This is a genomic window from Chryseobacterium sp. MDT2-18 (assembly GCF_030815285.1).
In the GTDB taxonomy this organism is placed as follows: Bacteria; Bacteroidota; Bacteroidia; order Flavobacteriales; family Weeksellaceae; genus Kaistella; species Kaistella salivictor.
This window is the reverse complement of the sequence record NZ_JAUSWQ010000001.1, coordinates 413,512-428,109: the sequence shown is the minus strand read 5'-3', so window position 1 is coordinate 428,109 and position 14,598 is coordinate 413,512. Positions and strand designations below refer to the sequence as shown.

15 protein-coding genes and 1 other RNA gene are annotated in these 14,598 nt (G+C 37.0%); 13 read left to right on the top strand and 3 right to left on the bottom strand.

All coding sequences use genetic code 11. The features are described 5' to 3' along the window. Positions 1-621: 621 nt before the first annotated feature. From QF004_RS01915 to QF004_RS01905, 3 genes are all read left to right on the top strand, one after another. A complete protein-coding gene (locus QF004_RS01915) occupies positions 622-1,458 on the top strand; it encodes a 1,4-dihydroxy-2-naphthoyl-CoA synthase (RefSeq protein ID WP_133440658.1) in 837 nt (278 codons plus the stop codon). Between the two features lie 94 nt (positions 1,459-1,552). Next, positions 1,553-2,485, top strand: a complete 933-nt coding sequence (gene menA / locus QF004_RS01910; RefSeq protein WP_133440657.1) for a 1,4-dihydroxy-2-naphthoate octaprenyltransferase — start codon at positions 1,553-1,555, stop codon at positions 2,483-2,485. A 30-nt stretch (positions 2,486-2,515) separates the two neighbouring features. Further along, positions 2,516-3,196 (top strand): metal-dependent hydrolase, encoded by a 681-nt coding sequence (locus QF004_RS01905; protein WP_133441124.1) that lies wholly within the window; start codon positions 2,516-2,518, stop codon positions 3,194-3,196. A gap of 150 nt (positions 3,197-3,346) precedes the next feature. On the opposite strand, the gene ffs is transcribed toward QF004_RS01905, so the two are convergent. Beyond that, positions 3,347-3,444, bottom strand: an RNA gene (ffs, locus tag QF004_RS01900) — signal recognition particle sRNA small type. A gap of 72 nt (positions 3,445-3,516) precedes the next feature. On the opposite strand from ffs, the gene QF004_RS01895 reads away from it, so the two are divergent. The 10 genes from QF004_RS01895 to QF004_RS01850 all read left to right on the top strand — a co-directional run bounded on the left by QF004_RS01895 (position 3,517) and on the right by QF004_RS01850 (position 12,220). Next, positions 3,517-4,095, top strand: a complete 579-nt coding sequence (locus tag QF004_RS01895) for a DUF4199 domain-containing protein (RefSeq protein WP_307422159.1) — start codon at positions 3,517-3,519, stop codon at positions 4,093-4,095. A 73-nt stretch (positions 4,096-4,168) separates the two neighbouring features. Further along, complete coding sequence (locus QF004_RS01890) at positions 4,169-5,119, top strand: glycosyltransferase family 2 protein (RefSeq protein WP_307422157.1); 951 nt, start codon at positions 4,169-4,171, stop codon at positions 5,117-5,119. Between the two features lie 60 nt (positions 5,120-5,179). Beyond that, complete coding sequence (locus QF004_RS01885; protein WP_307422155.1) at positions 5,180-5,881, top strand: GIN domain-containing protein; 702 nt, start codon at positions 5,180-5,182, stop codon at positions 5,879-5,881. Positions 5,882-5,919: 38 nt separating this feature from the next. After that, on the top strand, positions 5,920-7,632 hold the full coding sequence (locus QF004_RS01880) for a phospho-sugar mutase (RefSeq protein ID WP_307422153.1): 1,713 nt from the start codon (positions 5,920-5,922) through the stop codon (positions 7,630-7,632). Positions 7,633-7,786: 154 nt separating this feature from the next. Continuing rightward, complete coding sequence (locus QF004_RS01875; RefSeq protein ID WP_307422151.1) at positions 7,787-9,040, top strand: pyridoxal phosphate-dependent aminotransferase; 1,254 nt, start codon at positions 7,787-7,789, stop codon at positions 9,038-9,040. Between the two features lie 73 nt (positions 9,041-9,113). Next, complete coding sequence (locus tag QF004_RS01870) at positions 9,114-9,581, top strand: antitoxin Xre-like helix-turn-helix domain-containing protein (RefSeq protein ID WP_307422149.1); 468 nt, start codon at positions 9,114-9,116, stop codon at positions 9,579-9,581. Positions 9,582-9,590: 9 nt separating this feature from the next. Next, positions 9,591-10,052, top strand: coding sequence for an RES family NAD+ phosphorylase (locus tag QF004_RS01865; protein ID WP_307422148.1), 462 nt, complete (start codon positions 9,591-9,593; stop codon positions 10,050-10,052). Between the two features lies 1 nt (position 10,053). After that, on the top strand, positions 10,054-10,794 hold the full coding sequence (gene kdsB, locus QF004_RS01860; protein WP_307422146.1) for a 3-deoxy-manno-octulosonate cytidylyltransferase: 741 nt from the start codon (positions 10,054-10,056) through the stop codon (positions 10,792-10,794). A gap of 180 nt (positions 10,795-10,974) precedes the next feature. Continuing rightward, on the top strand, positions 10,975-11,637 hold the full coding sequence (locus QF004_RS01855) for a histidine kinase (RefSeq protein WP_307422145.1): 663 nt from the start codon (positions 10,975-10,977) through the stop codon (positions 11,635-11,637). 106 nt (positions 11,638-11,743) lie between these two features. Beyond that, the gene (locus QF004_RS01850) at positions 11,744-12,220 is read left to right on the top strand and encodes a glutathione peroxidase (protein ID WP_373456859.1); all 477 of its coding nucleotides are present in this window, start codon (positions 11,744-11,746) and stop codon (positions 12,218-12,220) included. Between the two features lie 197 nt (positions 12,221-12,417). Here QF004_RS01850 and QF004_RS01845 read toward each other — a convergent pair whose 3' ends face one another. Beyond that, positions 12,418-13,872 (bottom strand): LptF/LptG family permease, encoded by a 1,455-nt coding sequence (locus QF004_RS01845; protein WP_307422142.1) that lies wholly within the window; start codon positions 13,870-13,872, stop codon positions 12,418-12,420. A gap of 72 nt (positions 13,873-13,944) precedes the next feature. Continuing rightward, complete coding sequence (locus tag QF004_RS01840; protein ID WP_133440645.1) at positions 13,945-14,592, bottom strand: outer membrane lipoprotein carrier protein LolA; 648 nt, start codon at positions 14,590-14,592, stop codon at positions 13,945-13,947. Positions 14,593-14,598: the final 6 nt, after the last annotated feature.

The following is a 14,598-nucleotide window of genomic DNA, read 5'->3' as shown; positions in this document are numbered from 1 at the left end:
CTTCACTTAATTTCTTAATGTTGAAAATTTTTCAACCACAAAAGGGACAAAAGTTTTTGTAAAATGAAGTTATTCAAAAGAGCAAAAAAGGCATGCGTGTTTCACTTTTCGAATGAAATCTTACTTCACTTAATTTCTTAATGTTGAAAATTTTTCAACCACAAAAGGGACAAAAGTTTTTGTAAAATGAAGTTATTCAAAAGAGCAAAAAAGGCATGAGTGTTTCACTGGAAAGTAGCTGTTTCGGGTGCCAAAACGGAAGATCTCGGAAGGTTTCAGAACGGTCGTAGTTACAAAATAATCTATATTTGTTCCTGCAGTAAAAATCGAATAATTCAGCCTGACCAAATCTTTTTTGGAGGATTGTAAGAGAGATTGCCACTATTGCCAAATTATTACGTCTTTAAGATTTGTGAAGAAAATCTGCTTGAATTAGGAAAGGTCAGAGAAAGTAAGCATTGGTCTCTCGCGTGGGGAATTACAGCGGAAAGCAACTGTAGGTTCCTGAAAAAAAAATAATAGCGTTGCTCCTAATCACAGCGAAATGCTACCAATATAAACCTATTTTCGTTTTGACCCGGCTTTTTATTTTCCTTACCTTTACGCAAAATTTTACGCAAAATGACAGACTGGAAAACCGTCAGAGAATACGAAGATATTACCTACCAAAAAAAAGGAGGAGTCGCAAGAATAGCCTTTAACAGACCGGAAGTACGCAATGCGTTTCGTCCGAAAACAACCTCAGAATTATATGATGCCTTTTACCACGTTTCCGAAGATGCTTCGGTAGGAGTGGTATTACTCACTGGCGAAGGACCAAGTCCGAAAGATGGAGGCCATGCTTTTTGCAGTGGCGGTGATCAGAAAGCACGTGGAGAACAGGGTTACGTAGGTGAAGACGGAAGACACCGTCTGAATATTTTAGAAGTTCAGCGATTGATCCGTTTCATGCCAAAGGTCGTGATTGCAGTGGTTAATGGTTGGGCTGTAGGTGGCGGGCATTCGCTGCACGTCGTTTGTGATTTGACTTTAGCGAGTAAAGAACATGCGATTTTTAAACAGACCGACGCCGATGTTACCAGTTTTGATGGCGGATACGGATCTGCATATTTAGCCAAAATGGTGGGACAGAAAAAAGCCAGAGAAATTTTCTTTTTAGGAAGAAATTATTCTGCTCAGGAAGCTGCCGATATGGGAATGGTGAATGCTGTAATTCCCCATGCAGAACTGGAAGATACCGCTTACGAATGGGCGGAAGAGATTTTGGGGAAATCGCCAATGTCCATCAGAATGCTGAAATTTGCGATGAATTTAACCGACGACGGAATGGTGGGGCAGCAGGTTTTTGCCGGCGAAGCTACCCGTTTGGCATACATGACCGAAGAAGCAAAAGAAGGACGAAATGCCTTCCTCGAAAAAAGAAAACCCGATTTCGGCGATAATAAATGGATCTCTTAAATGAGATAGGAGACTGTAAGACAGGAGATAATGGATATTCAAAAAAATAGACTGGTCTCTTAATTCAAATCTCTAAATCTCAAATCTCTAAACTATGACAGATTGGATAAAAGCAGCGCGTCTGCGAACATTACCACTTTCGATGAGTGGAATAATTTTGGGTTCTTTTATTGCAAAATGGAGAATTCATGAAAGTGGCGGAACATGGGACTGGACAATTTTTGCAATGGCAATGCTGGTCACGTTACTCTATCAGATTCTCTCGAATTTTGCCAATGATTATGGCGACGGAATCAAAGGAACCGATCAGTTAAGAGCCAATGAAGCAGAGCAAAGAGCCGTAGCTTCTGGAAGAATCACCGCAACTCAAATGCGAAATGCTGTAATCCTGTTTTCTGTTTTATCTCTGGTTGCCACAGTTGCGCTTTTGTACTTGGCATTCTTTAGAGAAAACCTAATGAATGAATTTTACACTTTTGTGGGATTGGGAGTTGCCTGTATTTTAGCTGCGATTGGGTATACGATCGGTAAAAAACCTTACGGTTACTTAGGTCTGGGCGATATCATGGTTTTTATCTTTTTCGGCTTGGTTTCGGTGGGTGGAAGTTATTTCCTTTTTACCAAACATTTCGACTGGGATGTGCTGTTACCGGCTACAGCAGTAGGTTTATTGAGTGCCGCAGTTTTGAATCTGAATAATATGCGGGATATCGAAAGTGATGCCTTGAGCGGAAAGAAAACTTTAGCATTACGTTTAGGTTTTAAAGGAGCAATGGTGTATGAAATAATCCTGTTGCAATTGCCTTTGCTTTTAATATTGGTTTTTATGATGATGAACGGTTTGCATACCGAAGGAAAATATTATGCATTTATCTTTTTTATCCTGATGCTTCCGATGACGGCGCTTCGAAGAAAAATTATGCAGGTAAAAGAACCGAAAGAACTCGATCCGTTTTTAAAGCAGGTAGGGATTTTAACTTTGACAATGGCTGTTTTGGTTGCAGCAGGACTCAATTATTTTAATTAAAATTTAAAAATCGAGATGATGGATTCTACAATGAAAATACAATTTCTCGGACAAAACTGCTTTTTGTTCACCTATAAAGGAAAAAATATATTATCTGATCCTTTTTATAATTATCAGAAAGAGAAATCCGGTTTTGATATCAAAGTACAGAAGATCGATTATGTGTTGATTACCCATGCTCACGGCGATCATATTGCTGATGTAAAAGAAGTGCTGCAACATCATCCGGATGCAACTGTAATCGGTCAACCGGAAATTTGCGGCTATTTTGGTCATCAGAATTCGGTTGATATTAATTTCGGGGGTTCTGCAAAGATTGAAGATTTGAAAATATCAATGGTGCCGGCAAGCCATACCAGTTCTTTCCCTGATGGAACGTACGGTGGCGAACCTGCAGGATATGTTTTCAGATTTCCCGGTAAAAATATTTATTTGGCAGGCGATACCGGGGTAATGGCAGATATGGAAATGTTTCCAAAACTGTTTGGCAACATCGATGTGGCAATTCTTCCCGTTGGTTCGCATTATACCATGTGTGCCCGCAAAGCAAGTTTTGCAGCAGCAGAATTATTAAAAACTAAAAGAGTAATAGGTTGTCATTTCGATACGTTCCCGCCGATTAAAATCAATCACGAGGATGCTTATCAGCTCTTTTCAGAAAGAAATATCGAATTCACTTTACCGAAATTAGGTGAAGATTTTGAAATTTAAAAAGAAGAATTGAGTAAAAGAAAAACGTTTCGGGAATTCACAAAATAATTTAAAGTTTCAGATATGCAGATTAATTATCTTAAAACCAAAGAGAATTGGACGGACGAAAAAACTTTAAGTGAAATAAAAAATGAGACTATAAGGCACAAAAAATGGCAAGCTACCTAAATCACACCGCTACAACCGATTACCTTTGCTGCGTTCCCACCCTGGAGGAGTCTCAGGAGCTGGTTGTTTAGGACTTGCCGTTGCAAATATACGCCTTTAATTCAAATTTCAAAATTCAAAACAAAAAAATAATAAAATTTAGTACTTTAAATATGATAAAAAATGTCTATACCATTGGTTTCATGCTGTTTATTGCCACAATGGTCGTTTTCTTTGGAATGTATTTTTTCGGAATGAATACCGATTATTTCGATAATACGATGCTTATGAATTCCTTTGTGATGCCGGTTATTTATTTGGCGGGTGCCTATATCTCCGTAAATTCGCTGAGAAAAGCAGGAATCAGGATGGGGTTTCGGGAAGGTTTTGGCCGCGCTTTTAAACCCATGTTCTTTGGCGGGTTTTTATCAGTCCTCACCATGTTTCTGTTTTTAAACTTTGTAGATCCGGCTGCCAAAGATTTATTGAATTTTCAATACCTTGAAAGACAGAAAATTGAAATGGATAACGAGTACAATAAAGCGAAACCCATCCTAAAAACTGAGGAGCAGAAAGCGGAACTGGAAACCGAATACCAACAGAACAAGCTGCGTATTTCCCACGAAATGACCAAGGATAAAGATTTTTTCAGCTTTCGCCAGTTCACTTATTATTTCGCCGCAATTCTTGTTTTCTACGTGATTTTATCTACGTTTTTTGCCAGTTTTTTCCGCAGCAGATCAGAACTTTGATTTTAATCATTTGCACAATTGCTGATTAAAAAAAATAAACCCCTAATTTTGTCTCAATAATCTATTATTATCAATGAATTTATCCATCATCATACCACTTCTCAACGAAGAAGAATCTCTCGACGAACTTTTTTCAAGAATCGACAAAGTTTGTAATTCCCATAACCTTTCCTACGAAATCTGGTTTGTAGATGATGGAAGCACCGATCTTTCATGGAATATTATCGAAAATTTAAAAGTGCAGTATCCGCAAATTCACGGAATTAAATTTTCCAGAAATTACGGTAAATCTCAAGCTTTGCACGCCGCTTTTGCAAGAGCAAACGGAGAGGTTGTTATCACGATGGATGCCGATCTACAGGACTTTCCCGAAGAAATTCCTGAATTATATGACATGATTAAAACGGAAGGTTACGACATTGTTTCGGGCTGGAAAAAGAAACGTTTTGATAATGTAATGACCAAAAATATTCCGTCTAAAATCTTTAATGCTGCTGCAAGAAGTATTTCTGGAGTTTCCCTTCATGATTTTAATTGTGGCTTGAAAGCGTATAAAAAACAGGTGGTAAAATCCATCGATGTGTATGGAGATATGCACCGATATATTCCCGTTTTGGCTGCCAATGCCGGTTTCAGGAAGATTACTGAAAAACCGGTGCAGCATCAGGCAAGACCGTATGGAAGTTCTAAATTTGGAACGGAGCGTTTTGTCCGCGGCTTTTTAGATTTAATTACCCTTTGGTTTGTAAGCCGGTTTGGCGGGCGACCGATGCATTTTTTCGGAGCAGCAGGAACATTGATGTTTATCGCAGGATTTTTATCTGCCTTCTGGCTGGGAATTTCAAAATTAATAGATGTTTCCCGTGGAATTTATGGTCATCTTTTAACCAATAATGCCTGGTTTTTTATTGCTTTAACCATGATGGTTTTGGGAACGCTGCTTTTCATCGCAGGATTTCTGGGAGAAATGATCATCAGAACCAACAGACAGCACGAGAATTATCACGTGGAGGAAGTAATATAAAGGCTTTAGAAAATCGGTAAAGATATTGATCCGGAAAAATTGGTTTTAGAAAATTTAATAATGAAGAATTTAATTTATACACTGCTCATATTCAGTTTGGTCTCCTGCGGAAAAGTTTCGCCAAAAGGAGATATTGTAAGCCATGATATCAAGGTGGAGGATTTTGTCAATCTTAATCTCAACGGTAAATTCCGGGCTTTTTATATTAAAAGTGACAGCAGTTTTGTGAATGTTGAAACTTATAAAAATGTAGGCGGTAATTTAAAAATCAAAGTAAAAGATAAAACGTTAACCATTTCGGAAAACCGCGAAACAGAGGGAGTCGATTTCTACAATATCACCATTTATTCGAGATATAATCTGGAAAAAGTATCCATGTCTGATTCTGCTGAATTAAATATTTCCAGCGAAATAAAGACGGATAATTTTAAACTTACTTTAAAAAATAACGCTAAATTTATTGGGTCGGTCAATTCCAGAAAAGCAGAAGTTGAAATGACTGAAAAAAGCCGCGCTAATTTTTTGGGCAAAACAAAAAACGCGGTTTTGAAAATCTCTGATACCGCAAGCATTATCGCTCCTTACTGGATGATTGACCATTTAAAGATTGAATCAAAAAATGGAAATTATGCGGAAGTAAATGTGAAAGATTCTTTAAAAGGAAGCATTAAAAATACGGCGAAACTCACGTATTATAACGAGCCGATCAGCGCCTTGAAAATAGAACAGACAGCAACGGTTCAACATAAAGAATTGGACTAAGCGGTTCTGAAAAATTTTAAATAAAAAAATAATAAGATATGACCACCTTAGAAAAAGCAAAACTCTGGTTAACAGATACTTTCGATGAAGAAACACAAAAAACTATTCAAAACTGGATCGATACGAATTCGGATGAATTAGAAGATTCTTTTTACCGGGAATTAGAATTCGGAACAGGCGGAATGCGTGGAATCATGGGTGTTGGAACCAACCGTTTGAATAAATATACGCTTGGTCAAGCAACTCAAGGTTTAGCAAATTATCTTCATCAGCAGTTTCCGAATCAGCAAATTAAAGTTGCGATTGCTTATGATGTTCGGAATAATTCAAAAGAATTCGGGAAAATGTGTGCCGATGTTTTAACGGCCAACGGAATCAAAGTTTTGTTATTCAAAGAACACCGTCCAACGCCGGAACTTTCTTTCACGGTGAGAGATAAGAAATGCAACGCCGGAATCGTATTGACCGCTTCTCACAATCCACCTGAATATAACGGTTACAAAGTATATTGGAACGATGGCGCGCAGATTGTTCCGCCAGATGATGAGAATATTATTAAAGAAGTTTATTCGGTAAAATTCAATGAAATTAAATTCAGCGGAAACGACGATTTGATCGAATGGATCGGTCCGGAACAGGATGATGTGTATATCGATGCCTGTATGGAAAACTCTCTTTACCAGAATGTTGGCAGAGATAATCTGAATATTGTTTTCAGTTCAATCCATGGAACTACATATGCAACTGTTCCTCAGGCGCTGAAAAAAGCAGGCTTCAAAAAAGTTGATTTGGTGAGAGAACAGATGATTCCGAGTGGGAATTTCCCCACCGTTGATTCGCCCAATCCGGAAGAACCGGCAGCGTTGGAAATGGCGATGGATTTAGCCAGGATTACCAATGGCGATATCGTTCTGGGAACGGATCCAGACGGAGACCGACTGGGAATTGCGGTCAGAAATTTAGAAGGTGAAATGCAACTTTTGAACGGAAATCAAACCAATACGATTTTAACCTATTACATTTTAGACCAATGGAAAAAAGCCGGAAAAATCACCGGAAAAGAATTCATCGGTTCTACGATTGTAACTTCTGATATTTTCTATGATATTGCTGAAAAATTCGGCGTTGACTGCAAAGTTGGATTAACCGGTTTTAAATGGATCGGGAAAATGATCCGTGATTTCGAAGGCAAAGAAAAATTCATTTGTGGGGGTGAAGAAAGTTTCGGTTTTATGACCGGAGATTTCGTTCGCGATAAAGATTCCTGTGGTTCAATTTTGCTCGCCTGCGAAATTGCAGCTTGGTGTAAAGCCAACGGCAGTTCGGTTTTCGAATACATGATCGATATTTACAAAGACCTCGGAATGTATTATGAAGGATTGGTAAACGTGGTGAGAAAGGGGAGAACCGGTGCCGAAGAAATTCAGCAGATGATGAAAGATTTCCGTGAAAATCCGCCAAAAGAAATTGCAGGTTCCAAAGTGGCCGTCGTAAAAGATTTCCAGGAACAAACTTCTTTGAATCTTCTGGACAATAAAAAATCGGTGATGAATGACATTCCAAAGTCGAATGTCTTGATTTATTATACGGAAGATGGCACGAAAGTTTGTGTTCGCCCATCCGGAACAGAACCAAAAATTAAATTCTACGTTTCTGTGAAAGATGCGATAAATTCTGCACAGGAATTTAAAGAAAAACTGCTGGTTCTGGAAGAAAAAATCAAAATTGTAAAACAGGATTTGAATTTGTAAAAATCTGTTTATTAATAATTGGTAAAAGTGGATGAAATTTTTACCAATTTTTTTTAGCCGTTCTTGCTTTAAATGATATCTGCAGCAATTAAAATTTGTATTTTTGAATGAGATTATCAATGAAGTTCAAAATAATTCGTTTAATTAAAAAATAATGAAAATATCAAAATTGGCCGCCAATCTCATTGGCTCAGAAATTATCAAAATAGGAAGTCAAGTCAATGATTTGAAAGCACAGGGCGCAGAAATTGCGAATCTTACGATTGGTGATCTCAATTCCAATATTTATCCTATTCCGGATTTATTAAAAGAGGAAATTCAGAAAGCTTATCAAAATAATTTAACCAATTATCCGCCTGCGAACGGCCTTTTGTCTTTGCGAAAAGCGATTTCAAAAGACATTAAAAACCGTTGGAATCTGGATTATTCTGAAAATGATATTTTGGTTGCCGGCGGTTCCAGACCGTTGATTTACGCGGCATTTAAAACAATTGTAGATCCAGATGACAAAGTCATTTATCCGGTGCCATCATGGAATAACAATCACTATTCTTATTTGACGGAAGCACAGAAAGTAGAAGTGGAAACTACAGCGGAAAATAATTTCTTACCGACTGCTGCTGACTTAAAACCTCATTTAAAAGGAGCGGTTTTAATTGCGCTTTGTTCGCCTTTGAATCCTACTGGAACGATGTTTACGAAACAGCAGCTCGCTGAAATTTGTGAACTGATTCTGGAGGAAAATAAAAATCGCAGCGACGGAGAAAAGCCTTTGTATTTGATGTACGATCAAATTTACGCGATGCTGACTTTTGGCGGCAAGCATTTCGATCCTGTTTCTTTGTATCCTGAATTAAAAGATTATACAATTTATATTGATGGCGCTTCCAAATGCTTTGCTGCTACCGGAATCCGTGTAGGCTGGAGTTTTGGACCGTCTTTAATTATCGATAAAATGAAAGCTTTGCTGGGACACATTGGAGCCTGGGCGCCAAAACCTGAACAGGAAGCCGTGGCAGTTTTACTGAATCATCCGGAAAAAGTGGATGAATTCGTGAATCATTTTAAAGGAGAAATCGCGGAAAGTTTAACTGTTCTCCACAACGGAATTCAGAATCTTAAACATAAAGGCTTTTCTGTGGAAAGTATTCAGCCGATGGGCGCGCTTTATTTAACAGTGGAACTAGATTATATCGGAAAAACGAAACCTGATGGAAATGTAATTGCAGATTCTTCTGATCTTGTTTTCTATTTGATTGAAGAAGCGGGAATTGCTTTGGTTCCGTTTTCGGCTTTCGGAAACTCTCGCAACATGCCGTGGTTCCGTGCTTCGGCAGGAGGAGTTTCTTTAGATGAAATCAAAAATATGTTGCCGAGATTGGAAAATGCTTTGACCAAATTGGTTTAGTTTTTTAAATCATGTTGAAAAAATTCGTTTTTGCAATAGAAAAATTTCTACCTTTGTGGTAGGGAAAAAGAAGATGAAAACAAAATCACATAAAAAAGAGAGTGAAAAAAGCTTGGTTTCTGAGCAGGCAGTTGCTTACGGAAATACTTCCTACAGAAATTTTGTTTTTCAAAATGATTATTCTCTGGTAAAAAAAGCAAAAGCAGGAATCCAAACCGATGTTTTTTACACCTTTGCGGAGTCTATAAAAATGCCCGAAAAAATGTTGGCTTCAGTTCTTAATCTTTCCCCCAGAACCATTAGTAATTATCGGGAACTGAATAAATCTTTAGAACCCAATCACAGCGAACATCTTTTAAAGTTGATTGCTTTATTTGAAAAAGGAAAAGAATTTCTGGGAAATATCGATGAATTTAATAATTGGCTGGAAAAACCCTTTTGGAATTCTGAAGAAAAACCCTCCGATTTTTTAAATACTTCAGGTGGAGTAGATTTATTGATTGTCCGTCTTGAAAGGATGGCACAAGGTTATCCCATATAATTTTTTTGAATGCTGGTTTTTAGAATTGTCCATAAAAAATATGCCGAAAACCTTTCTGTAAGTGAGCTTTCCGGTAGGTGGAACAGCAATGGGAAATTAGTTCTTTATACTTCGGAAAATATTTCGCTGGCTTTATTAGAGAATATGGTTTACCGCTGTGGAACCGGTTTTAATCGTGATTATAAAATCATGATTATTGAGATTTCCGGTGAAAGTATGGAACAGATAGATGCCAAAAAGTTGCCTAAAAACTGGCGGGGTCTTGAGGCTTATTCAGAACTTCAGAACCGAGGTGATTTCTGGTATGACCGGCGGGCAACTTTAATGTTAAAAGTTCCTTCTGTTCTTCCTGAAAATCACAAAATCATTATAAATACGACTCATCCTGATTTCAAAAATGTAAAACTTATTGATGTTTTAGACTATGAACCCGATGAGCGTTTGGAGAAAATATTAAATAAACACAAGTAATTTGAAGACTATCGCTGTTATTCCCGCCCGTTACGAAGCCAGCAGGTTTCCCGGAAAACTCATGCAGATTTTGGGTGAAAAAACGGTCATTGCAACCACGTATCAAAATGTAGTAGAAACGGAATTGTTTGACGAAGTATTCGTTGCAACCGATTCCGAAATTATTTTTAATGAAATCCAAAGTTCAGGTGGCAACGTTGTGATGACCGGTAAACACGAGACCGGCAGCGACCGAATCGCAGAAGCTGTAGCAAATATCGATTGCGACATTGTGGTGAATGTGCAGGGCGATGAACCTTTTCTGAAGACAGAACCATTGAAAAAACTGATCTCTGTTTTTAATGATGATTTGGACGGGCAAATTTCGTTGGCTTCCTTAAAAATAAAACTGACGGAAATCGAGGAAATCGAAAATCCAAATAACGTGAAAGTGATTACTGATAATCAGGGATTGGCACTCTATTTCAGCCGTTCGGTAATTCCATATCCGCGGGAAACATCTGTTACAGCAGAATATTTTAAACATATTGGCGTTTATGCTTTTAGAAAAAGCGCTTTGCTGAATTTTGCAAAATTGAAAATGCGTCCTCTGGAAATCGCAGAAAAAATTGAGTGTATCCGCTATCTGGAGTACGGCATGAAGATCAAAATGATTGAAACCGATTTCGTGGGGGTCGGGATTGATGTGCCGGAAGATTTAGAAAAAGCTCGGAGGATTCTGAAAAATAATAGCAATTCTTAAGAGATTCTTCAAAATATATTAGGATAAACATACTTAAAATTGGTTAAATAAGCATTACCCATAATTAAAATCATTATCATTTCATTTCAAAAAGTATATATTTGAAAATTGGTCAGGCAAAACAGGATTTTGTAAACAGTTAATTTTGTAAAAAACGCCTTCGGAGCGTAATTTTATTATATGAAAAAATTATTTTTAGTTTTATTAATGGCAATAGGTTCTATAGTTTCAGCGCAAACAGCCAAAGAAATTATCGACAAAAATATAGAATTAACGGGTGGATTAACCAATTGGAAATTATTAAATTCCGTCTTATTACAGGGCAGAGTGACTTTAGGAATCAATGATGAATATCCGATTAAGATTTATCAGCAAAGACCAAATCTTACCAAAACCACTATTACCATTGGTAAAAAAGAAACTGCAGTAGAAGGTTACGATGGAACAAAAGGATATGCAATGAATTATGCAGCCAACAAAATCCAGGAATATCCGAATTATGTGCCTGAGAGTTTCGATAACGATTTTATCGACTGGGAAAATAAAGGTTTTGATGCGAAATACCTTGGTAAAGAAAAAGTGGGCGATATTTATTGCCATAAAGTAGAACTGACTAAAAATGTAAATAAAACACTCTACTTTTTCGATTCTAAAACGTATATGCTGGTGAAGGAAATTAAGAAAGATGAAACATTATTATATTCTGATTATAAAATGGTAGGATCTGTGATGATGCCTTACCGGATCGAATCTTCATCTCCGAAAAAAGACAGTGATTTTGTAATGATTTTAAATAAAATAGAAACCAACAAGGTATTCCCGGCGAATACTTTTAAATTTTAAAGTAATGAAAAAGCTATTTATAATTCTGTTATCTTCAGGCGTTTTTTTACAAAGCTGCAAAAATCAGAAGAACGATGTTTCACAGATTAAAACCACCAACAATACGATGGAAAATACAATTTATGATTACAAAGTAGAAAGTTTAGATGGGAAAGAAATCAACTTTGCCGATTTTAAAGGCAAGAAGATTTTAGTTGTAAATACCGCGTCTGAATGTGGATTTACTCCTCAGTACGCTGATTTGGAAAAACTGTCGAAAGATTATCCCGATAAATTAGTGGTGATCGGTTTCCCTGCCAATAATTTCGGTGGCCAGGAGCCGGGCAGCAATCAGGAAATCGGGGCTTTCTGTGAGAAAAACTTCGGCGTTACTTTTCCCATGGCGGCAAAAGTTTCTGTAAAAGGAGAAGATATTGCACCCATTTTCAAATACCTTACAGATAAGGATTTAAACGGTGTTAAAAATACGACCATTCTGTGGAATTTCACCAAGTTCCTGATCGACGAAAACGGTCATTTAATTGATTCATTTATCAGCACAACGAAACCGACAAGTGATTCTATTACGAAATATTTGAAGTAAATTGAAGTTGATCATTTAAGAAATTGATTGATTAAAAATTAAAGTTTATTGATTCTCTTCAATAAACTTTTTTTGTGCTTTTCGGAGAGGTGTTTTTTTAACCAGTTTTTATTCCTGAAAAAGGCTGATCAGATTAATTTTCAGTCAACAGAAAAAGGATGGCGAACCATCCTTTATAAATATGAATACTATATTTTTTAGCGGTACCGCTGATGTTCCTTATTTTTTGAAAACCTGTTGATAAGCGGTTTAAACATCGATTTGTATTTTTCAGCATCGAAGAGTTGGGAATCTGTTAATGCTTTATAAGTTAACCAAACGCCAAACGGAAGCAGTACAAGGTTAGGCAACCAGGCTGCCAGATAAGGATCTATTCCCCCAGACCACGCAATATTTTCTGCAGAAAGATTGAGAACATAAAAAAGGATAAATATTACAATAGCAATAACTACCGGCAATCCTAGACCTCCTTTTCGGATAATCGAACCTAAACTTGCCCCGATTAAAAAGAAAATAAGACAGGTAACGGAATAAGAAACAATTCTTTGCTGATGCATGACGACGCGTGCAAAATAGGCGTGCATATCTTTAATCTGTCCCTCTTTACCCAACGTCGACTGCTTGATGTTTTCTAATTTGTTATACGCAGAATAGAGCATTTCCTCCTTTTTTTTACTGTTGACTGTATCTGTTTTAGCAGGAGCTGTGACAGGAATTTTTGCCTTCGATTTATCTACATAACTTACGTAACTGTTGGCCTGGCTGACCAGTTCGTAAGTCATGTTATTCATAATATCATCGTTGCTTTTCTTGGTTTTTTTAATAGTAGTATTCAGTTCAACAACATTCTGAAAAGAGTAGTCATCGGTGATTTTTTCTGCTTCAATCGCTTTGTCAATGATTTCAGAAATATTAAAATGCGAAACTAAAGTATCAAATTTTATCGCCTGATCGGGTTGTTTTAACCGGGCATTATAATCGATTCCATTCAAATGATCTTCGTAAATATGGCCATTAAATAAAACCAATTTTAAATAATTAGGATTATCTGCAGGAACGAATTTTCCTTTTTCTGCGACAATGGATTGCTGGTCTTCAAAAGAAGTCGCCATTTTATGAATAAAAATTCCTGTTAAATTTTCACCATTTTCACCCGTTATTTTATCAAATTTCACACTATAACCCGGAAGTTGCTGAAGGAATTGTCCCGGTGTAAAGTTCAGCGCAGGTTTGGTTGCGGCAATATTATACAGCATATTCTTCGCCTTCCGCTGAAAATCGGGTACCACATTATTGGAGAAGAAAAACAGGAAAGCAGAAAAGAATAGGGTAGTGACAAACAATGGCAACATAATCCTGGTGAGCGAAATACCGGCTGCTTTCATGGCCGCCAACTCGTAACGTTCGCCAAAATCACCAAAAGTCATTATGGAAGAGAGCAGAATTGTCAGGGGCAATACCAGTTGTACTACGATTGCGGAAAGATAAGAAAGTAATTTCAAAATCTCCCAGTAACTCAAACCTTTACCGGTAAACTGCGCCAATCGGATCCAGATGATGTTGACCACAAAAATGAAAAACAGCACACTGAATATGAAAAGAAACGGGCCGAAAAAAGTTTTGATGACGTAGCCGTCGAGTTTTTTTATCATAAGTCAAATTTACCAAAAAAGCCACAAAAGAAATGTTCCCTTTGTGACTTTTTTATCGTGATTTAATGTGTTCTAAAGTTCGGTGACAAAATAATTTTTATATTGGTCTTTATTGAAGGTAAACATAGTGCTGCTCAACTTCTGATTTTCTTTATAATTATTAATGGCAATTACTGAAACAGCGTTGTCATTTGAGAACTGTTCCACTTTTACAATTTGCTTTTTTGCCGAATTTACAAAAAGGTTGACCTCTTTAATTCCATTATTTTTAACCGGGGTTAATTTAATATAATCGCAGCTTACTCCGTTTACCGTTACTTTTCCGGCATATTTTACGTTGTATCCTTTTTTGTATTGTTCAATATAAGTAAGTGGGGAGAACATTTGCTCGCTTCCGGTTGGTTTTGCCACGGTAATTTCTTTGTCTTCGTCAGAAATGCTGTAGATTTTATTTCCATCAAAAATCTGCTCAGTACCCATGATTTTTAATTTATAAAGGTCTTTGGCAGAATAAAATATTCCGGGTTCGGTTTTGGTTACTTTTTTACCGGTTCCCGTTCCATAAACAAATTTAAAATAGACGTTGTCTTTGCTTTTATAACTGGTGGCAATGGCATCTAAAATGGTTTTTGCTTTCGCATCGATTTTCTGGGCAGAAAAACTTGCAGTGGTAGCGGCAACCATCATTACAATTGAGATTTTTTTCAATATCGTTTTCATTCTTTT

Coding starts and splice junctions, on each gene's coding strand:
- QF004_RS01875 (WP_307422151.1), top strand. CDS start 7,787: ATGAAAATATCAAAATTGGCCGCCAATCTCATTGGCTCAGAAATTATC.
- QF004_RS01845 (WP_307422142.1), bottom strand. CDS start 13,872: ATGATAAAAAAACTCGACGGCTACGTCATCAAAACTTTTTTCGGCCCG.
- QF004_RS01880 (WP_307422153.1), top strand. CDS start 5,920: ATGACCACCTTAGAAAAAGCAAAACTCTGGTTAACAGATACTTTCGAT.
- QF004_RS01885 (WP_307422155.1), top strand. CDS start 5,180: ATGAAGAATTTAATTTATACACTGCTCATATTCAGTTTGGTCTCCTGC.
- QF004_RS01840 (WP_133440645.1), bottom strand. CDS start 14,592: ATGAAAACGATATTGAAAAAAATCTCAATTGTAATGATGGTTGCCGCT.
- QF004_RS01865 (WP_307422148.1), top strand. CDS start 9,591: ATGCTGGTTTTTAGAATTGTCCATAAAAAATATGCCGAAAACCTTTCT.
- menA (WP_133440657.1), top strand. CDS start 1,553: ATGACAGATTGGATAAAAGCAGCGCGTCTGCGAACATTACCACTTTCG.
- QF004_RS01915 (WP_133440658.1), top strand. CDS start 622: ATGACAGACTGGAAAACCGTCAGAGAATACGAAGATATTACCTACCAA.
- QF004_RS01905 (WP_133441124.1), top strand. CDS start 2,516: ATGAAAATACAATTTCTCGGACAAAACTGCTTTTTGTTCACCTATAAA.
- QF004_RS01870 (WP_307422149.1), top strand. CDS start 9,114: ATGAAAACAAAATCACATAAAAAAGAGAGTGAAAAAAGCTTGGTTTCT.
- QF004_RS01890 (WP_307422157.1), top strand. CDS start 4,169: ATGAATTTATCCATCATCATACCACTTCTCAACGAAGAAGAATCTCTC.
- QF004_RS01895 (WP_307422159.1), top strand. CDS start 3,517: ATGATAAAAAATGTCTATACCATTGGTTTCATGCTGTTTATTGCCACA.
- QF004_RS01850 (WP_373456859.1), top strand. CDS start 11,744: ATGGAAAATACAATTTATGATTACAAAGTAGAAAGTTTAGATGGGAAA.
- QF004_RS01855 (WP_307422145.1), top strand. CDS start 10,975: ATGAAAAAATTATTTTTAGTTTTATTAATGGCAATAGGTTCTATAGTT.